Genomic DNA, 20,966 nt, shown 5'->3' on the forward strand with positions numbered 1-20,966 from the left:
CCGATAATGCCCTTAGGAATCGTGGGCATTCATTCAAGGGAGTACTCGCTATGGCAACACCAATTAAAGAGTCCAGTACCAATTGGCCGGCAGCAACGGCGGCGGCCGAACAACAACGTCTTGATCGGGTTTTACAACAACTGCCTGCAGTTCGGCAAAGTGAAGCGCAAAAAGAGCTGAAACGGGATGACCTAGTCAAACCTTTGCAGCAAGTGAATGAGGTCATGAATAACTATGGCATTCATTTTGAAATGAGCGACGACCACGGCAAAATAGTGATCAAAGTAGTGAATCAGGAATCCGGCGAACTTATCCGCCAAATTCCGTCAGAAGAAGTATTGCGAATTGCCGCTCATTTACATGAAGTATCAGGCTTATTGGTGCGAGAGCAGGCTTAAACCTGCATATTCATAATCTCTTTGTAAGCGCTAACCAGCTTATTACGGACTTGCACGCCCATTTCAAAGGCCAGCGCGGCTTTTTGCTTGTCCACCATCACCTGATTCAGTGACACGGACGGATCCCCCAGCTGGAAGCGCTGCGTATTTGTTTGTGCTGTTTGCTGCAACTGATTAATGCGCTGAATGGAGTTCTTTAACTCCCCCGCAAAACTACCAGGCGCGGCTGATTGATTGGCTGTCACCGCGCCAGGTTGCACATTTAAATCAACCGCTAACCGAGGTGTCGTAACTTCAGATTTTAACGCTTGCATTTGTTGCAGTGCAGTTTGAATGGCTGGCACACTCATGCTGAAACCTCAATAAACAAACTTTTTGACTGTGGCCTAATTTACCACTGGCTGACTATGCTGAAGCGCATAATAGGGCATAAAAATGTGCGCTTATTTTGCCTTTGACTTGCGACTGCGTCCGCATAATGTGCAATAGATAAAACCCTTTTGCACGACCATCTGAGAGACCCAATGGAAGCAACGCAAACGCAAACACCGTGGCTGGATAAACTGAAACAGCAAGGCTTAGTGCCATTACTGCTGGGCGGTGCTACCTTCGTCGGCTTGGTAATTGCTTTGATTTTGTGGGCCAGTGCCCCTGAATACCGCGTATTATACAGTAACTTAAGCGAAGCGGACGGCGGCCGAATTGTGAATGAACTGGAAGCCCGGCAAATCAAGTATCAACTCAATGGAGCGGGCACCATTTTAGTTCCGAGCAACCAAGTCCATAAGCTGCGTTTGCAAATGGCTGAGCAGGGCTTGCCTAACGGCGGCAACGTCGGTTTTACCTTGATGGACAATCAAGCGTTCGGGATCAGTCAATTTGCCGAGCAGGTGAACTTCCAACGGGCCCTTGAAGGCGAGCTTGCCAGCTCGATGGAATCACTCGGGCCGGTACAGCGCGCCCGCGTGCATTTAGCCATGGCTAAACCCTCCGTATTTGTGCGCGAACGCGAACCTGCAAAAGCCTCGGTAGTGTTAACCTTGCACCCGGGTCGTTCTCTTGGGGAAGGCCAAGTGCAAGCCATTGTTCATATGGTGTCTAGCAGCGTTCCTGAGCTGGCTCCCGAGCAAGTTACGGTGGTCGACCAACACGGCGCCCTGCTCTCCAATAATGATCGTGACAATCAACTCAGCAGCACCAAACTGGAATACATCCAACAAGTAGAGCGTTCATTCCAACAGCGGATTGAGAATATTCTTGCACCTATTTTAGGTCGCCAAAACATCAACGCCCAAGTGGTGGCACAAATTGACTTCTCCAAGCGTGAAGCCACTGCTGAGCGCTACACCCCCAACCAAACCCCTGATACCGCAGCGGTTCGTAGCATTCAGCGCAACATGTCTTTGCAAGGGAGTGGGGATGGTCCGATGGGTATTCCCGGCGCGTTAAGCAATACCCCGCCTGGGATTGCCGCTTCGCCCATCGAGATTGTTGAAGCCGACGAAGAAGCTGACAACACGCCTTCAAACCGTTCTCACGCGCTGCAACAAGACCAAGTGGTGAACTACGAAGTCGACCGCCTGATTGAGCATGTGGACCAACAGCGCGGGGAGCTACAGCGCTTGTCTGTCGCCGTTGTAGTGAATCATCGCACCGCCATCAATGAAGACGGCGACGTTGAATTAGTGCCGCGCAGCGAAGAAGAATTGCAATACATTCAACGTTTGGTTCGCCAAGCCATGGGCTTTTCAGAGCAGCGCGGCGATGAACTTGAGGTGGTGAACAGCCTCTTTATTCAAGAGGTGGACGATGTTAAAGAACTGCAGTGGTATCAAACCCCTGCGGTACTCGATATGACCCAAAATGTGATGCGTTATGTATTGGTGCTGATTGCAATCATTGTGTTGTATTTGGTCTTAGTTCGCCCCTTCTTACAGCGCTATTTTGAGTTGAAAGAAATTGAAGCCGAAGCAGCATTGGCCAACAACCAAGGTAACTTGCGCGCTGTCGTGGGTGATGATGACAATGACACCGGCGGCTACAGTTCAGATTACGATGACTATGGACCCAATACTGAAAGCTCATTCCATTGGCCACAACAGCATAACAATAAGAGCTACACCCAAGCTTTAGCAAAAGCCAAAGATATCGCCAAGAATAACCCGCGTCAGGTGGCGCGAATCCTACAAAACTGGATGAACGAAGAGGAACAACTCTAACATGATGGACAGAACCGCCAAACCAATGTCTGGTTTACGCCGGGCTGCATTACTACTGTTAGTGTTGGAAGAAGAGGCCGCCGCTGAGGTGTTCAAGCACTTCACCCCAACGCAAATCCAGAAAATCAGCAAAGAGATGACACGGCTGACTGATATTTCACACACCGATATCAAGGCCGCCTTGGAGTTGTTCCACCAAGATCTCGCCGACACGCCTGCTCTTGATAAATACGATGACTATGTCCGCTCAGTGCTTACTAAAGCACTTGGCTCAGACCGCGCAAATACGCTGATCGAAGATGTGTTAGAGCAAAAAGTCGGGGGCATTGGCATTGAAGCTCTGAACATGATGGATATTCCTGAAGTGGCCGAGATGATCAAAGATGAACATCCGCAAATTATTGCCACTATCTTAATTCACTTAGATCGAGCCCAAGCCGCAGGGGTATTAGAACTCTTTGACGAACGCCTGCGCAACGATGTAGTGCTCCGGGTGGCAACCTTTACCGGGGTGCAACCGGCGGCCTTGCAAGAACTTACTGAAGTACTTGGCGGCATGCTGGATGGTCAGTCGCTCAAGCGCAGTAAAATGGGCGGTGTTCGCACTGCTGCTGAAATTCTTAACTTACTCAGTGCTGGCCAAGAAGATACCGCACTGGAAAATATTCGTGCGTACAACGACGAACTGGCACAAAAAATTATCGACGAAATGTTCTTGTTCGAAAACCTATTGGACTTGGACGACCGCAGTATTCAAATCTTGCTGCGTCAAATTGAAACCTCTTCGCTGGTGGTGGCGCTCAAGGGCGCAGCCGACGATTTGGTCGACAAGTTCTTGAGCAATATGTCGCAACGTGCTGCCCAGTTAATTCGCGAAGAAATGGAAACCCGTGGTCCAGTGCGTGTTTCGCAAGTTGAAACTGAGCAGAAAGCAATCCTGCAAATTGTTCGCCGCTTAGCTGATAACGGTGACATTGTGTTAAGTAGTGGTGACGATGCCTTCATTTAAGCCTTTTCAAGCGCTTGAAGAGCGCCCAGAAACCCAACTGGCTGCCAACGGTGATTGGCAAAGCTGGGATTTGGCGCCGTTAGGACAGGTGAAGCGGGCCAAGCGTCCCGTGGCACCGGTGGTCGATGAGCACCAGCGCCAGCAAGAAGAACTGGCACAACAACGCCAGCTAGCGCATCAACAGGGCTACGACGAAGGGTTTGCTGAAGGCCAGGCCGCCGGCTATCAAGAGGGGCTGGAACAAGGGAAGCAAGCCGGCTACGAACAAGGGCTGCAAGAATATACCCAACAAGTTCAACAAACCTTAGCCACGCTCCAACAACTGGTGGGGCACACCGATGCCGCACTTGCTGGGCTTGCCGAGCATCTCAGCGAAAGCTTAACCCAGTTAGCTTTAACCGTGGGGCGTCAATTGGCGGGTGAGGCATTAGCGGCAAACCCAGAACATATCATAGACCTTATTCGCGCCATTATTACGGAAGACCCGTTGCTATCAGAAAAACCAACGCTCTTATTGCATCCAAGTGATGCCGAATTAGTCGAGGCCCATTTAGCCAATGAATTGACCACTTTAGGTTGGCATTGGCGGGCAGATGCCAGTATTGAGGCCGGCGGTTGTAAAGTAACCAGCACATCGGGTGATATTGACGCCACCATTGCCAACCGTTGGCAACGTATCGTCCATCACGTACGAGGGCACCATGGCTGATCCAACCCAACACCTCGTGCACCAGTGGCAACAATCACTGCAACAGGTTACCCAACGCCTGCACGGCTTGCCAACTTGGCAACGCAGCGGTCGTTTGGTGCGTGCCACGGGCATGGTGTTAGAGGCCGTTGGATTACGCTTACCGGTCGGTGCCAGCTGCGCCATTCAAGTGGTGAGCCAAGTTGCTGAGCACGTAGAAGCCGAAGTAGTAGGCTTTGCCGGCGATGTGACTTATCTCATGCCATTAGAAACCGTGCATGGGTTAGTGCCTGGAGCACAAGTTTTACCGCTGGGAGATGGCCTGCACAGTAGCCGTCGTTTCCCTCTGGGGGATGCCTTATTAGGGCGCGTGCTGGATGGCAGCGGGCGGCCGTTGGATCATTTGCCGTTACCTCACACGGTCGATTATGGTTCGTTAGCAGGGCGCACCATTAATCCCATGCAGCGCGCCCCCATTGATACACCCATTGATGTGGGCATTCGTGCTATCAATGGCCTGCTGAGCGTGGGTCGCGGCCAGCGGATGGGGTTGTTTGCCGGCTCCGGCGTCGGGAAGTCGGTTCTGTTAGGCATGATGGCTCGCTTCACCCAAGCCGATGTCATTGTGGTGGGGTTGATTGGTGAACGGGGCCGTGAAGTTCAAGAATTTATTGATAGCATTTTAGGTGCTGAAGGCATGGCTCGTGCCGTTGTGGTTGCCGCGCCAGCGGATGCTTCCCCCTTACAACGGTTGCAAGGGGCGGCCTATGCCACACGTCTCGCCGAAGATTTTCGTGATCGCGGCCGCCACGTGTTGCTGATTATGGATTCGCTCACGCGGTATGCTATGGCGCAACGAGAAATTGCGTTAGCCATTGGCGAACCACCGGCCACCAAGGGCTATCCGCCAAGTGTATTTGCCAAAATTCCAGCCTTAGTTGAACGAACTGGGAACGGTGTGCGCGGTGGTGGTTCCATTACCGCTTTTTATACGGTGTTAACCGAAGGTGACGATCAGCAAGACCCTATTGCTGATGCCACCCGCGCTATTCTGGATGGGCATATTGTGTTGTCACGCCAGTTGGCAGAAAGCGGACACTACCCCGCTATTGATGTGGAAGCATCCATTAGCCGCGTGATGCCAGCGGTGACCAGTTTAGGACATCAACAACAGGCCCAACGTCTGAAAAAGTTATTCTCAGTGTATCAGCGCAACCGTGACTTAATCAGTGTGGGAGCATACAGCCCCGGCCATGATCCACTGTTGGACCAAGCCGTGCAGAAATATCCACAGGTGGAAGCCTACTTGCAACAAGGCATGCAGGAGCAAGCCACCATCGCCATGGCCCAACAGCGCCTGACTGAGTTGGTAGGAGGTAGTGCATGAATCCTGTCGTCTTAGAACATTTAACCGAACAAGCTGAAAAAGCTCGTACTGAAGCGGCACGGCTATTGGCAGAAGAGCGCCATAACAAACAAAAAATTGCCCAGCAACTTGCGACGCTGCAGCATTACCGGCAAGATTATGTGGTGCAATTGCAAGCGCAGTTACAACAAGGGCTGGCTGGGCATTTGTTGCAAAATTACCAGCGCTTTTTGGCCAGTCTCGATGCAGCGATTCAACGCGCCGAACAAGCCTTAACCACGCAACAGCAAAAAGTGGATCAGCAACAGCAACATTGGCTGCAGCAACAGCGCACCTTGGCATCCTATGAGACGCTGCAAGAGCGCCAGCACCAAGCGGCCTTGCATCAAATGAATCAACGCGAACAGAAGCTTAATGACGAGCTTTCCATCGCCATGTACTTGCGCAATCGCGCATCACAATGAGGTGACCCATGGATTTGATGAAAGCCTTAAACCTAACCGCATCGACCCAAGCCGCCGGCGCTGATGTCTATCCGCAGGCGGCCAACACCGCGCCGCAGGGTGAGTTTGCAGCATTATTCGCTGCCTTACAGGCTCAGCAACCCAATGCACTGATAAAGTTACCAGAACTAGTGGCTGAGTTTGATGAAACGGCAGAGCTGGAACAACTCAGCCCCGAGCAATTGGAAGACTTACTGGCGTTATTACTGCCCCAATTGGAACAAGGCACGCCACATGACCCCTTGCCGCAACCTGAAATGATCGAGCTAGGGCGTGGTCCTGCAGAAGAAATCATTGATCCACAGCCTATTGTGGCGCCGGTGGTTCAAGTTGCGACGCCGGTTATCACTGCCGACACGGCTGCAGCAGCAGCCAATGGGAACCTCGCACCTGCTGCGACCTTGGCGAATGCAATGACAGCTTCAAATGCACCTGCAGAGCACTTGGCAGACCAGCCGCATGGTGCCGTTTTAGCGAGTGAACATCAGAACGAGCACCGCGGTCGTGCCGCAGCGGCAGTGTCCGCGCCGGTAACCCCCGTCATGCCGCAAGTTGAAGCCACAACCACCACGGCACCTCAGCTACTGGCAGATGCGCCGCGGCCCATGCCAAGCCACCTTCACAGCCAGATTGTGATGGTGCCCAGCCCGGTCACCAGTCCCGCGACGTCGTCCTTGTCAGCGCCCCTAACAAGCAGCGCGTGGGCAGGCCAGCTGCAACAAAACATGGTGACCATGGTGATGCGCAACCAGCAAGAAATGACCTTGCGTTTGCACCCCGCGGAACTCGGCCCGTTGCAGATTCAACTACGGGTAGAAGACCAGCAGGCCCAATTAATGGTATTCACTCACAGCCACCAAGTTCGGGGTGCTGTTGAACAAGCCATGCCGTTGCTGCGCGATGCATTAGCAAACCAAGGCATTCAATTGGATGATGCTAATGTGGCCGATCATGGGGAACACTTTGCTCAACACCACCAACAACAGCAGGGACAACAACAGAATCAACCAACGCACCCTGTAGAAAACTCAATTTCGGCCGAAAATATTGATAGGGCTTCAATCGCTACGCCTGCAAGCCGTCCAATGAATGGCCAAGTTGACACCTACGCTTAAGCGGCAAGGGTCAACCTTTATACATGGAGATATGATCAATTATGGCGCGTAAAAAAGATACACAAGCAGTTCCTGTTGCGAAAGTATCAACCCTCTTAACACTGGTGTTATGGGTGTTAGTGATCTTGGTGGGTGTGAACACTTACTTACTGTGGGATACCCGTAATATGACGACCATGGCAGCGGGTGGTGTTCAGGTGAAAGCGCCAGAGCCGGTCGACCCGGTGTTTGTGACCATTTCACCTTTCACGGTGAACCTGCAAAGTGATCAGTTTGGCCCGCGCCTTCTGTATGCTGGGTTAACCTTAGAAGTTCCCAGTGAAAAAGTGAAAGCAACCTTGGTCAAAAACATGCCACAGGTACGCAACCGCTTATTGGTGTTGTTATCGGGCCAAAACGCCGAACGCATTACCCAATCTGAAGGCAAACGGATGCTGGCACAAAGCATTATGGAGACTTTGACAGAACCGTACAGCGGGAATGCCGAAGTAGCCATTAATGACGTCTTGTTCACTGAATTTATTGTGCAATAAGCCACCACCATTAGAGATGTTATGAGTAACGGACCCCAACTGTCACAAGAAGAGCTCGATACCCTTCTTGCGGGCATGGTAGAAGAAGAGAACTTGGCTGCAGAGTCAGTGATGGCGACGCCGTCAACGTCAGCGGCTGGCCAGACGGTATCTAGTAGCGGTGCTGATGTTGAGTTTGTGCGCCCCAAAGGCCGCACTAAAAGCAAGCAAACGTTATTTGATCCGGGCTCACAAGTACGGATTGTGCGGGAGCGTCTGCATACTCTTGAAATTATTAACGAGCGCTTTGCCCGACAGTTTCGAATGAACTTGTTCAACCTGTTGCGGCGCAACGCTGATATTTCTGTTGAGTCCATGCGTTATCAGCGCTTTAGTGATTTTGCGGATTCCACGCCAAGCCCAATCAACCTCAACATCATTGCCATGAAACCATTACGCGGCAGCGCGTTAATGGTGTTCCCTCATGCCATGGTGTCAATGATTGTCGAGAACCTATTTGGCGGTGATGGGCGTTTTATGACACGAAATGAGGCGCGGGAATTCACCGGAACGGAACAACGGATCATCAATCGCGTGCTAAACTTAGCCATTGATGCGTATCAAGAGTCATGGCGCTCGGTGCACCCGTTAGAAATTACCTATGTGCGCTCTGAAATGCAGCCGAAATTTGCGGCCATTACCAGCTCCCCCAGTGAAATTGTGGTCACCACTACCTTTCATTTAGAAGTGGGGCATTTAGAAAGTAACTTCAAAATCTGCATGCCGTATAGCATGGTTGAGCCGTTGCGTGACAAACTCACCAACTTACGAGCCGATGCTGGTAGCAGTAGTGATAAAATCTGGCGTGAGCGTATCAGCCACGAGTTACAAGCATCATCGGTAGAGCTGGTGGCCGACTTTGTAGAAATTCCCATGCGAATTCCACAAGTCATGTCGCTGAAACCTGGTGATGTATTGCCTATAGAGTTACCGACCACCGTGAAAGCGTCGGTGAATTCCCTTCCTATCATGGAATGTGAATACGGCAGTTTTAATCAAAATCGAGCATTAAAAGTGAAGCGATTGCTCGAAAACCATCGCTTCTCACAATCGGTTTTGCGCAATCCCAAAGATGGTGTATTTTCCCCAATGCGGGCAAAGGAGTCTGATGATGAGTAATAATGAACCCCTCAATCCAGAACATGACCAAGATCCATGGGCAGATGCGCTAGAGGAAGAATCAACCCCTACCGCTGAAAGTTCAGCGGACAGCGTGTTTAAACCGCTGGATGGGGCCGTTGATAAAAGCTCAATGAATGAGCTGGATATCATCATGGATATTCCGGTGAAACTCAGCGTTGAGCTGGGGCGCACACGCATCACCATTAAACAGTTACTAGAACTGGCGCAAGGGTCCGTGGTTGAGCTGGATGGCTTAGCGGGTGAACCCATGGATATTCTGATCAATGGTTATTTAATCGCCCAAGGTGAGGTGGTGGTATTGGATGATAAATATGGCATCCGTATTACCGAAATTGTCACCCCTTCAGAACGGGTCCAAAAGTTAAATCGATGAACACTTCTACCGCCGTCGTTGAAGTAGACTCTGGACTTGCCCTGGTTGGGCAAGTCGCCATGATCTTAGTGCTGATTATTGCCTTGATCTTGGCCTGTGCTTGGGTCTTTCGACGCCTCGGCGGTGTTCACACAGGCACCTCGAAACAACTGAACGTGGTCGGCAGCATTGCTGTGGGGCAACGTGAACGTGTGGTGATTGTTGCTGTCGGTGATACCTGGTTAGTACTCGGTGTAGCCGCTGGACAAGTGACTAAACTGCATGAAATGCCAGCCCAAGAGATTCCTGAACCCCTTGCACAGAATTTTGCCGCACGGTTTCAACACGCTTTAAAACAACATTCCAAGCCAAGAGAGAAACGCTAAATGCGATACGGGTTATGGTTAAGTTTCATTGCCCTATTAGCACTCATCGTTCCGGGTGAGGCGCTGGCGCAATCCATTCCTGGCGTCATCACCCAACCCACGCCGGATGGTGGGCAGCAATGGTCCCTGTCGCTACAAACCTTGTTATTTTTAACCAGCCTCACCTTCTTGCCAGCAGTGTTGCTTATGATGACCTGCTTTGTGCGCTTAATTGTGGTGTTTGGGCTATTGCGGACTGCCATGGGAACCCAATCGGCACCGCCCAACCAAGTATTGCTTGGCCTCGCGTTATTCCTTACGTTTTTTATTATGTCACCGGTTTTCAATCAGGTGTACGACATCGCGTGGGTTCCGTTTAGTGAAGATGCCATTTCATTCCCGCAGTTTTTAGAGCTTGCTTCCGGCCCAATGCGTGAGTTTATGTTGGCGCAAACCCGTGAGCCTGATTTGGCGTTATTTGCCAATTTAGCCAACGTTGGCCCCTTGCAAAGCCCTCAGGATGTGCCGTTTCACGTATTAGTACCATCATTTGTAACCAGTGAACTGAAAACCGCGTTCCAAATTGGGTTTACCATCTTTATTCCCTTCTTAATTATCGACTTGGTCGTTGCCAGTGTGTTGATGGCGTTGGGGATGATGATGGTGCCACCAGCCACCATTTCACTGCCATTTAAATTAATGTTGTTTGTGTTGGTCGATGGCTGGCAATTGCTGATCGGCTCCTTGGCCGCTAGCTTTTACGTGTAGGAGCTGCCACCATGACTCCTGAACAAGTAATGACCATCGCCTACCAAGGCATGAAGCTATGTCTTTATCTGGCCGGCCCGTTATTGCTCACCGCGCTGTTATTGGGGTTACTCATTAGCTTGTTTCAGGCAGCCACCCAAATTAACGAAATGACCCTGAGTTTTATTCCCAAAATTCTTGGGGTGCTTGCCATGCTGGTGCTGATTGGCCCCTATTTACTGCAGCTTCTGATTGACTTTACCACGCGTCTATTCACGAATATTCCCGTCATGATTCAGTGAGGCGCATATGATTTCGGTCACGTTCGCCCAACTGCAAGAATGGATCAGTTTATTTCTATGGCCCTTTTGCCGCTTTAGCGGGTTATTCCTGATTGCCCCCATGCTCAGCCATTCCAGCGTTCCCAACCCCATCAAGTTGGGGGTGGCCTTGGTTGTGACCGTGGTGGTCAGCCCGCTCATTAGTGGCACTTTACCAGCGGTGCCGTTATTTTCTTGGGCCAGTGTCGGCATTATCGTGGAGCAACTGCTGATTGGGGTGACCATTGGCTTAATCATGCAAGTGATATTTGCCGCCGTACAAGCCGCTGGTGAGTATATTGGCCTGCAAATGGGATTAGCCTTCGCGACCTTCTTTTCCCCCGATAGCGGCGCCAATACGATGATTTTATCGCGGGTGTTTTATGCCTTTGCCATCTTAATGTTTGCCGCCATTGATGGTCATTTACTGATGCTGGAAGTCTTGGTGCGATCCTTTGAGCTCTTGCCCATTGGCACCTTAGGCATGAATGCAGGGGCGTTTGAACACGTCGCGCGGTTTGGCACCGTGGTCTTTAGCGCCGGAATTTTGTTAGCCTTGCCGGTATTTGGCGCGCTACTGATTGTGAACCTAACCTTAGGGATTCTAAACCGATCGGCACCCCAATTAACGGTATTTTCAGTTGGTTTCCCAATGTCTTTAACGTTGGGATTAGTATTGTTAATGGTATTAACGACAGAATTAGGTGGGTATTTACAGCGTTTGTTTCGGGTGGGGTTAAATATGGTGGAGCAAGTGTTGCAGGCGCTCTAACGTCGCGTACGTTAGCGTCAGTGGCCTGCAACACCTCCGGGTTTTATAAGAAGTTGAACAAGCTCATCCCTTTCATATCAACAAAGGCTTGTTGCGCTGCTTGTAACCCCACCATGCGGATACTGTATTGTGCCGCCGCTTCAATGTAGTCCAAGTCAACCAGATCGGAGTAGGCTTGCTCATAAGCCAATTGACGATTGCCACCAATCGCATCCAGTGCATCCAACTCGTTGAGGCGCGCACCCACTTCAGCCCGCACCGTCAAAACGTTGTCCAAGCCGTTATCCAGCTCATTCATCACAGTACGTAAGGTGTTGCGTTGGGTCGCTTGCTTCGACGCGGTATCAGCAGGATTTTCTAACACCGCCAAGGCTTTCTCAAAGGCGACGAAAATATCCGTGTTGTTGTCGTTGCCGCGCGCTAAACGTAACGAGTCACCAGCCACTGGCGTGCCTTCTAATTCAATGGCAACACCACCCAATTCAACCACTGTGGGATCATTGTAATCATTCCAAGCGCCACCGTTGACGCGATATTGCAGTTGCCCGCTCGCATCCTCACCAAATTCGATATCAAACGCTTGACCGAAGGTAGCAGCCGAGGAATCGGTAATCGTAATGCCTTTGTAAGTTAGCGAGCCTTGGTTATCCATGGCCACTTCTGCCCGGTACGGCGCGCTGCTATGTACACTACGGAAAATTTGGTCGCCACTGTGTCCGACCGGCATTAAGCGAGCACCATCCACCTGTTGTTCACGCACATTCAGGTTGCCAACATAATTCACGACACCAGCTGACGGATCGCGCACAAAAGGGGCGCTATCATCTTGATGACCACCGAACAGGTAACGTCCGTTGCCATCCCGCGTATTGCCCAAACCAATCAAGGCTTCATAAATACCGCGCAGTTCACTAGCAACCGCTGTTTTATCCGCATCCGATAAGGTATCGCTGGAAGCTTGCACCAGCAGGGTTTTCGCGCGTGAATACATGTCAGCCACGTTATTCAACACGCTTTCTTCTTGTGACAGCGCATTGCGAACACCAACCCGCGCCTCACTGAACTGACCGGTGACGGATTTCGACTGACCAATGTTGATGGCCTGCGTCATGGCTTGCGGATCATCGGAAATATTCACAATCCGCTTACCGCTCGCAATTTGCTGGCTGATTTTCATGAATTCCGTTTGTTGACGGTTCATCGACGAAATATTTTGATTATAAATAGCTAAGGTACTAATACGCATGATTCACTCCGTCGCTTACCGCAATTGCAAAATAGTGTCGAGAATGGTGGTCGCCGTTTCAATCACTTTCGCGTTCGCCATGTAATACTGCTGATAGCGGATTAAATTCGCGGCTTCTTCATCCAGGTTCACCCCAGATTCGGCCTGCTGCAGCATATGTAATTGTTCTGTCAGCCCTTGTTGCGCCGCCAAGTTTGCTTGCACCACGTTAATCTGGTTGCCCAGGGTGCTGATCATGGTGCCGTATGCTTGGCTAAAGGTACCACTGCCTTCAACCAACAGCTCATTTTGTAAGTTCAACATGGCCAACCCATTTCGGTTATCACCCGAAGCAGTAGACTGTGCCGCAGCAATTTCTGACCCGTCACTTAATAGCAACTCAAAGCTTTGCGTTTGATGCGCCAATGGCCGAATACGGAAACTATCACCGACTTCAGCATTGCCGTTAAGTGTGACGTCAACACCATTAAAGCTTAGGGTGTTGGTTGCTGCGTCAAACGCGGCAGTCACTTCTTTGCCATTATCAACCCGCGTAACAAGGTAGCCTGTATCGGTTAAGCGTACATCATAGTCGGCCGCGCTTAACGCAGAGCTGTTCACAATTTCCACCGTCGCAACGGCATTCCCGCTGTTGCGTGCATGGCTATATGCCACAGGCTTACCGGTCGCAAACATTTGACCGCCGGGCTGCTGATTTAAATCAACCCCTTGTTGATGTTGCTGGTTAAATGCATCGGCAAAGACCACCACCATTTGTCCCACTTGGTTGCGGATGGTATCGAGACTCTTACTGCGGAATTCTAGTAAGCCACCTAAGGAACCGCGATTAAAGACAGAGTCTGCTAACTGCCGTTGGTGTCCACTTACATCGTTATAAAACACAGCGGTACGGGTTGGATCGTTTTCGTCCGCTTTGGCTTCTAAGGTATAAAACGAATCACCTGCAACCAGCGGTGAGCCGTTACTTAATGAAATGGTATAAGAGCCAGTTTTTTGTTCATGCACGCGCACATCGAGTTTTTGTGATAGTTCGTGCACCAATTGATCGCGCTGGTTTAAAAGACTATTAGGAGCTTCACCGGTACCAGTACGCGCAACTAAAATTTCGCGATTCAGGGTTGCGATTTGTTCGGTGAGTGCATTGATGCTGTTAACTTCAAAACTAATTTCGTTGTTAACGCTACGCTCAATGTCTTCCAGATAACTGTCAAACGCTTTGTATTGACTCACTAAAGTGCTCGCTGTTCCAAGTACACCCGCACGGGCGGCCGGGTCAGCTGGGTGGCTATTCATTTGCCCCAACGCACTAAAAAAGTTTTGCATGACCGGCGCTAAACCAGAGCGTTCATCGGAGAGCAAATTATCAATTTGACGCACTTGGTTATGATAGGTTTCTAATGAAGCGAGTGAACCGCTAGCAGCATTCAGGCGAGTTGCAACAAACTGATTGAACTGCCGCTGCGAGCCCAATACCGACACGCCGCTGCTGCGACTTTCGCCCAGCTGTAACAGTTCACGATTGTATCCCGGCGTATTGACGTTACTAATGTTGCCGCTGGTGGTATATAACCCCGACTGTGCTGCACGTAACCCGCTTAAACCAATGGAAAAAATACTCATATCTGCTCCCTAACACTGATACCTTGGTTATCGGCCGCACCCGCAAGAACTTAAGGAGTTATTCGTTATTTTTTGGGGTGGTATATTGCTGTAATTGTTGTGTTAATTGCTCGGCTAAACCAATGCCTCGGCCGGCCATTTCAGACGCTAATTGTTGATCCAACATGGCCGTGTACGTATCCATTGCAGAGCTTTTAAATAAGGTGGATTCTCCATCTGCGGCGCGCATGGTGGTCAGCATTTGTTGCAGAAACAGCGCTTCAAATTGACGGGCTGCTTCACCCGCTGCGGCATTAGGATCCCGCTGACTTTGCACTTTCAATGCCTGCAAAGACCGCCCATCCATTGCCATTCCCATGGTGGTTTTGATATCGCTCATTAGATAATCTCCAACTCAGCTCGCAAGGCACCTGAGGCATGTAAGGCTTGCAAAATTGCCATCAAATCGTTCGGTGTTGCGCCCAGTGAGTTCAATGCTTCAACCACGTCAAGTAACGCCACACCTTCTACCATTTTCAGCGCGCCTTGTTCTTGCGCAATGGTAATGTCGCTGGTTTCACCCACCACAGTTTCACCACCACTCAGGGCAGGCGGTTGACTCACAAAGGGACGCCGAGAAATGGTCACAGATAAATTGCCATGGGCAACGGCTGCTTCCCGCAGTCGTACCGGCCCGCTCAACACCACCGACCCGGTTCGTGAATTCAGCACGACTTTCGGATTTGCTGCCGCAGGCGTTACTTCAATGTTTTCAACACGTGCCATAAACCGAACCCGTTCATTGGCATCGGTTGGGCTTTGCAACTGAATACTGCCACCATCCATCGCTTGCGCGACGGCATAGCCAAATTCATCGTTAATGCGCTCAACCATGGTCAATGCCGTGGTGAAATCTGCTTGTTTTAAGTTCAGCTCAAGCACATTACCCATGCGCCCTAAATCTAAGGCAACACCGCGTTCGACGGTCGCACCATTGGTGATTCGCCCGCCTGCCTGCTGATTCATTGCCGCCGATGACCCTTGTGATTCGGCGCTCACTCCGTGAATGAGCAAGTTCCCTTGCGCCAGCGCATAAACTTGACCGTCCGCGCCTTTTAACGGTGTCATCAATAAGGTACCGCCCCGCAAGCTACGCGCGTTGCCGATAGAGGAAACCACCACATCCAACGTTTGTCCGGGTCGCGCAAATGGGGGTAATTCGGCGGTCACCATCACCGCTGCAACGTTCCGTAACTGCATGTTGGTGCCCGGTGGCACGTTCACCCCTAATTGGGCCAACATGTTCATCATGCTTTGGCCGGTAAAAGGAGCTTGCATGGTTTGGTCACCGCTGCCATCTAAGCCCACCACGAGTCCATAGCCAACCAGGCTATTGGTACGTACACCGGCAAAATTCGCTAAATCTTTGATTCGTTCTGCATGAGCAGGCGTACTCAGCGCGACCAGTTGCAATAGGACGATGGTGATAACTACTTTGATGACTTGCTGCATGCTTACACCTGTGACTTAAAATGGCGCAATAAAGTTAAAGAAACGGTGCAACCAACCCTGACGCTGTGCTTCGTTGATGTAGCCATCGCCAATATATTCCAACCGCGCTTCTGCCACAGCGGTTGATAGGACGCTATTGCGACCATTGATATTCCGTGGATTCACAATGCCTGAGAAACGGATGTATTCAGTGCCCTGATTAATCGCTATTTGCTTCTCGCCGCGCACGCGTAAGTTGCCATTGGGATACACTTGCACCACTTGGACCGTGATAATGCCAGAGAACTGGTTCGAGGCGCTGGAACCACCCGACCCCATAAATTCATTCCCACCGCCGGCTTGAAAACCATATTCCGCAATGTTTTCAAGGGCATCAGGCAACCCTTCTAAATCCACCGTAATGGTGCTGGAGCGGGAGGATTGTGACGACGAGTTTTTGCGGGCACTGACTTGTTCTTCCAACACGATGGTAATGATATCGCCCACCCGACGAGGACGCTGGTCCTCAAACAACGGAATGTAGCCTTGCTGAGCCTGAAAGATCGAGCCGTTCGCCTCTTGCTCGGCATAATCCGGTATATCTATAGGTTCATAGGGTTCGACCACCACCGGGGGCGGTGGCGAGCTACTACAACCCACTGCCACCATGAATACCGCCAGTCCCATTCCCAATCGACGCATCATTCCACCTGTCTTAAAGCAGTTAGAGTTGGCTTAAACGCGCCAGCATTTCATCACTGCTTGAAATGGCGCGGCTGTTAATTTCATAGGCCCGTTGGGTTTGAATCATATTGACCATTTCTTCCACCACGTTCACGTTGGAAGCTTCCACAAAGCCTTGGTACAAGGTACCCGCACCGTTTAAGCCCGGCAAGGATTCGGTGGGCGCGCCTGACGCTTGTGTTTCAACGTATAAGTTGCCGCCCCGCGCTTCCAGCCCAGCATCATTCATAAAGATCGCTAAGGTGATTTGGCCCACTTGCACGTTTTGCGTGGTGCCAGGTTGAGTCACGGTAACAATGCCATCTTGACCAATGGTTACGCTCATGGCGTTCGCTGGCAGGAAAATACCTGGCTCGATTGGAAAGCCACTGGCGGTTACCAGTTGGCCATCTTGATTTATCTGAAAACTACCATCACGGGTATACGCAAGGCTGCCATCTGGCATCAACACCTGAAAATAGCCTTTTCCATTAATGGCTAAATCACGTGAGTTTTCTGTGTTGTTCAAGCTTCCCTGGGTGTGCAAGCGCTCCGTCGCGACCGCTCGGACCCCGGTGCCCACCTGTAATCCCGATGGCAAGGTATCTTGAGCATTATTCATGGCACCCGGTTGCCGCATGTTCTGATACAGCAAATCTTCAAAAATTGCCCGCGACCGTTTAAAACCCGACGTATTCACGTTCGCTAAGTTGTTGGTGATCACATCCAACTGCTGCTGTTGGGCGGTTAACCCGGTTTTCGCTGTCCACAACGATTTAATCATGAGAATTCTCCAATTAGCCTCTTACGGATAACAGGCTATTGCCACTTTGTGCCGTTTCATCCGCGGTTGAAATCACGCGCATATTCAAGTCATAACGACGCTGGGTATCGATCATCGCAACCATTGCTTCAATGGGATTCACGTTACTGCCTTCCAACGCGCCGGTGACCACTTGACCGTTTTGATCCTGGGCCAAGGGTGCCCCAAGCGGAGAACGGAACCAGCCGTCTTCACCTCGAACCAATTGGTTGGGTTGGTCCACTCGCACTAATTTCAGACGATCCAGCGGAACTAATTCATTGGCTTGACCGCCCAAACCAATCCCACTGATGGTGCCATCGCTGCCAATGCTAAGTTCGGTCCCCAGTGGCACCATAATTGGACCACCTTCGCCCAACACCGGCCGGCCATTCACGGTCAACTGACCATCCGCATCCACTTGTAAGTCGCCCCGCTTGGTATAGGCTTCCCCATCTAGCGTCTGCACTGCTAGCCAGTTGTGTTCTGGCATCGCAATATCTAGATCGCGACCGGTGGTTTGGAGCGAACCTGAACGGGTATCAAATAAGCCGGTGGTGGTTACTGCCGCAACTCGCGTGTCAAAGACTCCTGGCCCCTCAATCGGAACGGCGCGTGCAGCTGCAAGTTGGGCACGAAACCCAGTGGTGGACGCATTACTTAAGTTATGCGTTACCACCGCTTGCTCATCAAGGGTTTGACGAGCGCCGTTCATGGCCGTGTATAAAATGGCATCCATCAGTTAACTCCCCAGTCCGTCAACCACTATCTCAATTGCATGGTGGTTTGTAAGGCTTCATCTTGGGCTTTGATACTTTGTGCGTTGGCTTGATAGTTACGTTGCGCAATAATCATCGAGACTAACTCTTGGGTTAAATCCACGTTCGAAGCTTCCACCGCACCCGCCATAATGGAACCAAACTGACCTTCGCCAGGCACCGATATAATTGGTACACCAGAACGCTGGGTTTCAATCCACGCGTTATCACCAATCGGCTGCAAACCTTCTAAACTCTGGAAGTTTGCTAAGGCAATGGTGCCCAAAATTACTTGTTGCTCGTTGGAGTAGGTGCCCACAACGCTGCCATCTTCCGTTACCGCAACTTGCATTAAGGTGCCTGACACAAAGCCGTCTTGCTCCATTGAAGTTAATTCAAATTGGTTCGCAAACTGGGTGGTACCGGCTAAATTGATATTAATATTCATGTCCGATGCCCCATCACCTGGGCTAAAGGTGAAGCTGTCGAGGCCGGTCTGTGATAACAACAAACCATTATTATCAAATTCCAACTGCCCCACTTCAGCAGCGAGGTCATCCCCGCGAGCTAAACGAACTTCCCATTGGTTATCACCGGTTTTGGTGAAATACATCATGCTGGGGTGCGCGTTCCCTAGGGAGTCGTAAAGCACCACCGAGTTGGCATAAGAAAAACTGTCTGGGTTTGCCATATCAAAAGGCACTGTGGCTCGATCAACCGTGGTCGAACCCGTATCTAGGTTAAACACCGCTCCTACTTGGGTTGATGCTTGCGCTGGCAAACCGGTGGCCGGAACTTGCAATACTTGTGGCTGCCCACCAAAACCAACCCCTTGCGGATACCCCGTTAACTGGGCGCCTTGCGCATTCACAATGTAACCATTTTTATCAATGGTCAGTTGGCCGTTGCGTGAGTATTGAATTTGACCTTGCTGTTCAAAGCGGAAAAAACCTTTCCCGGTAATAGCTAAGTCCATAGAGCGGTTCGTGGTTTCAATATTCCCGTCACTAAAGTCTTGGAATACTCCTGCCACTCGCGTTCCCAAGCCCACTTGAGCATTGGCATAAATATCAGCAAACTGTGCACGAGAGCTTTTAAACCCCACAATTTGTGAGTTCGCGATGTTATTACTGATCACGTCAAGATTGGTGGCCGCCGCGCGTAAACCGGATAGTGCTTGTGAAAAACCCATAGCCGAGCTCCTTAAATAATCTGTCTAATATCTTCAAGACGAACGGGCTCAAAAATGCCGCCCAAATCTAAGCGTGGTCCATCTTTATGTCCCAAGCTTACCGCTATTACTTGTGCATAGTTGAAACGTTCTGAGGTAATCACTTGATCCCCATTGGTCGCTTCAACACTGAATCGATACGCACCAGCAGGTGCTTGTTCACCATCATCCATGGCGCCATCCCAGCTAAACGACTGAGTTCCTGTGCCTACCGCACCCAGTTCCATCCGCCGTACCAACATGCCACTGTCATTGAAAATATTGATGGTCACGTTTTTCGCTGGCGCACTTAATTCAAATCCAAATGGGGTTACATCGTCATTGCCGACAAGAATTCGCTCCCCCGGAACCAATACAGCACGACCAATTAAAGCCGACGCTTGCATGTTTTTGGCGGCCTCCATTTGGTTATTAATGGTCAACATGGTTTCATTCAGTGATTCGATGCCACTAACCGTGTTAATTTGAGCCAGTTGTGACGTCATCTCGTTATTTTCCATAGGATTCAGTGGATCTTGGTTACGCAACTGAGTAACCAATAGCGTCATAAAGTTATCGCGCATCTCTTGGCTATTGGAGGCCACCCGCTGAGTGGACGAGGTTTGGTTAATTTGATTAACAATTGCTGGATCGATCGTTGCCATAATCTGTTACCTCATTATCCTTTGCCGATGGTCAAGGTACGCATCAATAAATCTTTGCTCGTATTCATGACTTCAACGTTGGCTTGATACGACCGGGATGCAGAAATCAAATTCACCATTTCTGCCACTGGGTCAACGTTGGGCATGGTCACATACCCTTGTTCATCCGCAAGCGGATGCCCGGGTTGATATTCACGTCGTGCTGGCGCTGCCGATTCAACCACTTCTTTTACCGCAACCCCACCCACGCCATTGGCTTGCAACTGTTGTTGGAAGATCACTTGTTTCGCTTTGTAAGGTTGGCCGTCTGGCCCAGCAACACTATTGGCGTTCGCCATATTACTGGCAGCCACGTTCATGCGCTGCGATTGCGCCGCTAACGCTGAGCCAGATATATCTAAAATCGAAAAATTAGCCATGCTTTAGCTCCAGTTATTGCTCAGGTTGCATCGCTTTGCGCAACCCACTAATGCGATCATCCATAAATTGAATGTCGGCTTGGTAGCGCAAGGAGTTATTCAAAAATTGAGTGCGTTCAAGGTCCATGTCGACCGTGTTACCGTCTAAGCGGCTTTGCGCAGGAATGCGATATTGCAGGGCAACCAGTGGTTGCGAAGGTGACATTTGCAGATGCCCAGCATGCGTCACCGCTAGCTTGGTTGGGGCGCTTTGCGCGGTGGTTGCTCGTTTCAAAGCCGCGGCAAAATCAAAATCTTGAGCTTTATAATGAGGTGTATCCGCATTGGCGATATTACTCGCTAACACCTCTTGGCGTTGCTGCCTTAAAGCCAACGCTTGCTGCTGAAATTGCAGCGCACTGGTTAATTTGTCGATCATCTGCAGACCCTCCTGTACACCTAGCAGACTACGTTGATCGATGGCAATACAAAGCGTTAATTAAGA

General features: G+C 50.6%; 26 protein-coding genes. 14 read left to right on the forward strand and 12 right to left on the reverse strand.

Going from position 1 to position 20,966, the window contains the following annotated elements; genetic code table 11:
* The first annotated feature begins 50 nt into the window (after positions 1-50).
* Positions 51-398, forward strand: coding sequence for a flagellar protein FlaG (locus BLP64_RS04905; protein ID WP_092592346.1), 348 nt, complete (start codon positions 51-53; stop codon positions 396-398).
* Here BLP64_RS04905 and fliE read toward each other — a convergent pair.
* Positions 395-748 carry a flagellar hook-basal body complex protein FliE gene (gene fliE, locus BLP64_RS04910; RefSeq protein ID WP_092592348.1) on the reverse strand — a complete coding sequence of 118 codons (354 nt, stop codon included), beginning with the start codon at positions 746-748 and terminating at the stop codon, positions 395-397. The two genes, BLP64_RS04905 and fliE, sit on opposite strands and share 4 nt — an antisense overlap.
* A gap of 174 nt (positions 749-922) precedes the next feature.
* Here fliE and fliF point away from each other — a divergent pair, with 174 nt between their 5' ends.
* The 13 genes from fliF to fliR are packed head-to-tail and all read left to right on the forward strand — an operon-like array spanning position 923 to position 11,569.
* Positions 923-2,617, forward strand: a complete 1,695-nt coding sequence (gene fliF / locus BLP64_RS04915; protein WP_092592350.1) for a flagellar basal-body MS-ring/collar protein FliF — start codon at positions 923-925, stop codon at positions 2,615-2,617.
* A gap of 1 nt (position 2,618) precedes the next feature.
* Positions 2,619-3,626, forward strand: a complete 1,008-nt coding sequence (gene fliG / locus BLP64_RS04920) for a flagellar motor switch protein FliG (protein WP_199286041.1) — start codon at positions 2,619-2,621, stop codon at positions 3,624-3,626.
* Positions 3,613-4,335, forward strand: a complete 723-nt coding sequence (locus BLP64_RS04925) for a flagellar assembly protein FliH (RefSeq protein WP_092592352.1) — start codon at positions 3,613-3,615, stop codon at positions 4,333-4,335. Before fliG ends, BLP64_RS04925 begins: the two co-directional genes overlap by 14 nt.
* Entirely contained in the window at positions 4,328-5,701 is a 1,374-nt protein-coding gene (gene fliI, locus BLP64_RS04930) for a flagellar protein export ATPase FliI (protein ID WP_092592354.1), read from the forward strand. The genes BLP64_RS04925 and fliI overlap by 8 nt, the downstream gene beginning before the upstream one ends.
* On the forward strand, positions 5,698-6,144 hold the full coding sequence (gene fliJ / locus BLP64_RS04935) for a flagellar export protein FliJ (RefSeq protein WP_092592356.1): 447 nt from the start codon (positions 5,698-5,700) through the stop codon (positions 6,142-6,144). The genes fliI and fliJ overlap by 4 nt, the downstream gene beginning before the upstream one ends.
* An 8-nt stretch (positions 6,145-6,152) precedes the next feature.
* Complete coding sequence (locus BLP64_RS04940; RefSeq protein ID WP_092592358.1) at positions 6,153-7,298, forward strand: flagellar hook-length control protein FliK; 1,146 nt, start codon at positions 6,153-6,155, stop codon at positions 7,296-7,298.
* A gap of 41 nt (positions 7,299-7,339) precedes the next feature.
* Complete coding sequence (fliL, locus tag BLP64_RS04945) at positions 7,340-7,831, forward strand: flagellar basal body-associated protein FliL (RefSeq protein WP_092592360.1); 492 nt, start codon at positions 7,340-7,342, stop codon at positions 7,829-7,831.
* Positions 7,832-7,852: 21 nt separating this feature from the next.
* Positions 7,853-8,989 carry a flagellar motor switch protein FliM gene (fliM, locus tag BLP64_RS04950; protein WP_092592362.1) on the forward strand — a complete coding sequence of 379 codons (1,137 nt, stop codon included), beginning with the start codon at positions 7,853-7,855 and terminating at the stop codon, positions 8,987-8,989.
* Positions 8,982-9,386 (forward strand): flagellar motor switch protein FliN, encoded by a 405-nt coding sequence (fliN, locus tag BLP64_RS04955; protein WP_233340111.1) that lies wholly within the window; start codon positions 8,982-8,984, stop codon positions 9,384-9,386. The genes fliM and fliN overlap by 8 nt, the downstream gene beginning before the upstream one ends.
* Positions 9,383-9,751 (forward strand): flagellar biosynthetic protein FliO, encoded by a 369-nt coding sequence (gene fliO / locus BLP64_RS04960; RefSeq protein WP_092592364.1) that lies wholly within the window; start codon positions 9,383-9,385, stop codon positions 9,749-9,751. The genes fliN and fliO overlap by 4 nt, the downstream gene beginning before the upstream one ends.
* Positions 9,752-10,498, forward strand: a complete 747-nt coding sequence (gene fliP / locus BLP64_RS04965) for a flagellar type III secretion system pore protein FliP (protein ID WP_092592366.1) — start codon at positions 9,752-9,754, stop codon at positions 10,496-10,498.
* An 11-nt stretch (positions 10,499-10,509) separates the two neighbouring features.
* Positions 10,510-10,779 carry a flagellar biosynthesis protein FliQ gene (fliQ, locus tag BLP64_RS04970; protein ID WP_092592368.1) on the forward strand — a complete coding sequence of 90 codons (270 nt, stop codon included), beginning with the start codon at positions 10,510-10,512 and terminating at the stop codon, positions 10,777-10,779.
* 7 nt (positions 10,780-10,786) lie between these two features.
* Positions 10,787-11,569, forward strand: a complete 783-nt coding sequence (gene fliR, locus BLP64_RS04975) for a flagellar biosynthetic protein FliR (protein ID WP_092592370.1) — start codon at positions 10,787-10,789, stop codon at positions 11,567-11,569.
* Between the two features lie 43 nt (positions 11,570-11,612).
* On the opposite strand, the gene flgL is transcribed toward fliR, so the two are convergent.
* From flgL to flgB, 11 genes are read right to left on the reverse strand one after another with little or no spacing between them, the layout of a single operon-like run.
* Positions 11,613-12,815, reverse strand: coding sequence for a flagellar hook-associated protein FlgL (gene flgL, locus BLP64_RS04980; protein ID WP_092592372.1), 1,203 nt, complete (start codon positions 12,813-12,815; stop codon positions 11,613-11,615).
* A gap of 15 nt (positions 12,816-12,830) precedes the next feature.
* The gene (gene flgK, locus BLP64_RS04985) at positions 12,831-14,435 is read right to left on the reverse strand and encodes a flagellar hook-associated protein FlgK (RefSeq protein ID WP_092592374.1); all 1,605 of its coding nucleotides are present in this window, start codon (positions 14,433-14,435) and stop codon (positions 12,831-12,833) included.
* A 58-nt stretch (positions 14,436-14,493) separates the two neighbouring features.
* Complete coding sequence (locus BLP64_RS04990) at positions 14,494-14,814, reverse strand: rod-binding protein (protein ID WP_092592376.1); 321 nt, start codon at positions 14,812-14,814, stop codon at positions 14,494-14,496.
* A complete protein-coding gene (locus BLP64_RS04995; protein ID WP_092592378.1) occupies positions 14,814-15,926 on the reverse strand; it encodes a flagellar basal body P-ring protein FlgI in 1,113 nt (370 codons plus the stop codon). The genes BLP64_RS04990 and BLP64_RS04995 overlap by 1 nt, the downstream gene beginning before the upstream one ends.
* A gap of 15 nt (positions 15,927-15,941) precedes the next feature.
* The gene (locus BLP64_RS05000) at positions 15,942-16,610 is read right to left on the reverse strand and encodes a flagellar basal body L-ring protein FlgH (protein WP_092592380.1); all 669 of its coding nucleotides are present in this window, start codon (positions 16,608-16,610) and stop codon (positions 15,942-15,944) included.
* A 19-nt stretch (positions 16,611-16,629) separates the two neighbouring features.
* Positions 16,630-17,412 (reverse strand): flagellar basal-body rod protein FlgG, encoded by a 783-nt coding sequence (flgG, locus tag BLP64_RS05005; protein ID WP_092592382.1) that lies wholly within the window; start codon positions 17,410-17,412, stop codon positions 16,630-16,632.
* A gap of 13 nt (positions 17,413-17,425) precedes the next feature.
* Positions 17,426-18,169, reverse strand: a complete 744-nt coding sequence (locus BLP64_RS05010; RefSeq protein ID WP_092592384.1) for a flagellar basal body rod protein FlgF — start codon at positions 18,167-18,169, stop codon at positions 17,426-17,428.
* Positions 18,170-18,195: 26 nt separating this feature from the next.
* On the reverse strand, positions 18,196-19,380 hold the full coding sequence (flgE, locus tag BLP64_RS05015; protein WP_092592386.1) for a flagellar hook protein FlgE: 1,185 nt from the start codon (positions 19,378-19,380) through the stop codon (positions 18,196-18,198).
* Between the two features lie 11 nt (positions 19,381-19,391).
* On the reverse strand, positions 19,392-20,063 hold the full coding sequence (locus tag BLP64_RS05020) for a flagellar hook assembly protein FlgD (protein WP_092592388.1): 672 nt from the start codon (positions 20,061-20,063) through the stop codon (positions 19,392-19,394).
* 14 nt (positions 20,064-20,077) lie between these two features.
* Entirely contained in the window at positions 20,078-20,482 is a 405-nt protein-coding gene (flgC, locus tag BLP64_RS05025; RefSeq protein WP_092592390.1) for a flagellar basal body rod protein FlgC, read from the reverse strand.
* 13 nt (positions 20,483-20,495) lie between these two features.
* Complete coding sequence (flgB, locus tag BLP64_RS05030; RefSeq protein WP_092592392.1) at positions 20,496-20,900, reverse strand: flagellar basal body rod protein FlgB; 405 nt, start codon at positions 20,898-20,900, stop codon at positions 20,496-20,498.
* Positions 20,901-20,966 lie beyond the last annotated feature (66 nt).

The sequence above is a fragment of the Pseudidiomarina indica genome (assembly GCF_900104245.1).
Lineage (GTDB): Bacteria > Pseudomonadota > Gammaproteobacteria > Enterobacterales > Alteromonadaceae > Pseudidiomarina > Pseudidiomarina indica.

What these genes read in the sequence shown, in the direction of transcription:
- BLP64_RS04905 (WP_092592346.1), top strand. Translation starts at nt 51, where the DNA reads ATGGCAACACCAATTAAAGAGTCCAGTACCAATTGGCCGGCAGCAACG.
- fliE (WP_092592348.1), bottom strand. Translation starts at nt 748, where the DNA reads ATGAGTGTGCCAGCCATTCAAACTGCACTGCAACAAATGCAAGCGTTA.
- fliF (WP_092592350.1), top strand. Translation starts at nt 923, where the DNA reads ATGGAAGCAACGCAAACGCAAACACCGTGGCTGGATAAACTGAAACAG.
- fliG (WP_199286041.1), top strand. Translation starts at nt 2,619, where the DNA reads ATGATGGACAGAACCGCCAAACCAATGTCTGGTTTACGCCGGGCTGCA.
- BLP64_RS04925 (WP_092592352.1), top strand. Translation starts at nt 3,613, where the DNA reads ATGCCTTCATTTAAGCCTTTTCAAGCGCTTGAAGAGCGCCCAGAAACC.
- fliI (WP_092592354.1), top strand. Translation starts at nt 4,328, where the DNA reads ATGGCTGATCCAACCCAACACCTCGTGCACCAGTGGCAACAATCACTG.
- fliJ (WP_092592356.1), top strand. Translation starts at nt 5,698, where the DNA reads ATGAATCCTGTCGTCTTAGAACATTTAACCGAACAAGCTGAAAAAGCT.
- BLP64_RS04940 (WP_092592358.1), top strand. Translation starts at nt 6,153, where the DNA reads ATGGATTTGATGAAAGCCTTAAACCTAACCGCATCGACCCAAGCCGCC.
- fliL (WP_092592360.1), top strand. Translation starts at nt 7,340, where the DNA reads ATGGCGCGTAAAAAAGATACACAAGCAGTTCCTGTTGCGAAAGTATCA.
- fliM (WP_092592362.1), top strand. Translation starts at nt 7,853, where the DNA reads ATGAGTAACGGACCCCAACTGTCACAAGAAGAGCTCGATACCCTTCTT.
- fliN (WP_233340111.1), top strand. Translation starts at nt 8,982, where the DNA reads ATGAGTAATAATGAACCCCTCAATCCAGAACATGACCAAGATCCATGG.
- fliO (WP_092592364.1), top strand. Translation starts at nt 9,383, where the DNA reads ATGAACACTTCTACCGCCGTCGTTGAAGTAGACTCTGGACTTGCCCTG.
- fliP (WP_092592366.1), top strand. Translation starts at nt 9,752, where the DNA reads ATGCGATACGGGTTATGGTTAAGTTTCATTGCCCTATTAGCACTCATC.
- fliQ (WP_092592368.1), top strand. Translation starts at nt 10,510, where the DNA reads ATGACTCCTGAACAAGTAATGACCATCGCCTACCAAGGCATGAAGCTA.
- fliR (WP_092592370.1), top strand. Translation starts at nt 10,787, where the DNA reads ATGATTTCGGTCACGTTCGCCCAACTGCAAGAATGGATCAGTTTATTT.
- flgL (WP_092592372.1), bottom strand. Translation starts at nt 12,815, where the DNA reads ATGCGTATTAGTACCTTAGCTATTTATAATCAAAATATTTCGTCGATG.
- flgK (WP_092592374.1), bottom strand. Translation starts at nt 14,435, where the DNA reads ATGAGTATTTTTTCCATTGGTTTAAGCGGGTTACGTGCAGCACAGTCG.
- BLP64_RS04990 (WP_092592376.1), bottom strand. Translation starts at nt 14,814, where the DNA reads ATGAGCGATATCAAAACCACCATGGGAATGGCAATGGATGGGCGGTCT.
- BLP64_RS04995 (WP_092592378.1), bottom strand. Translation starts at nt 15,926, where the DNA reads ATGCAGCAAGTCATCAAAGTAGTTATCACCATCGTCCTATTGCAACTG.
- BLP64_RS05000 (WP_092592380.1), bottom strand. Translation starts at nt 16,610, where the DNA reads ATGATGCGTCGATTGGGAATGGGACTGGCGGTATTCATGGTGGCAGTG.
- flgG (WP_092592382.1), bottom strand. Translation starts at nt 17,412, where the DNA reads ATGATTAAATCGTTGTGGACAGCGAAAACCGGGTTAACCGCCCAACAG.
- BLP64_RS05010 (WP_092592384.1), bottom strand. Translation starts at nt 18,169, where the DNA reads ATGGATGCCATTTTATACACGGCCATGAACGGCGCTCGTCAAACCCTT.
- flgE (WP_092592386.1), bottom strand. Translation starts at nt 19,380, where the DNA reads ATGGGTTTTTCACAAGCACTATCCGGTTTACGCGCGGCGGCCACCAAT.
- BLP64_RS05020 (WP_092592388.1), bottom strand. Translation starts at nt 20,063, where the DNA reads ATGGCAACGATCGATCCAGCAATTGTTAATCAAATTAACCAAACCTCG.
- flgC (WP_092592390.1), bottom strand. Translation starts at nt 20,482, where the DNA reads ATGGCTAATTTTTCGATTTTAGATATATCTGGCTCAGCGTTAGCGGCG.
- flgB (WP_092592392.1), bottom strand. Translation starts at nt 20,900, where the DNA reads ATGATCGACAAATTAACCAGTGCGCTGCAATTTCAGCAGCAAGCGTTG.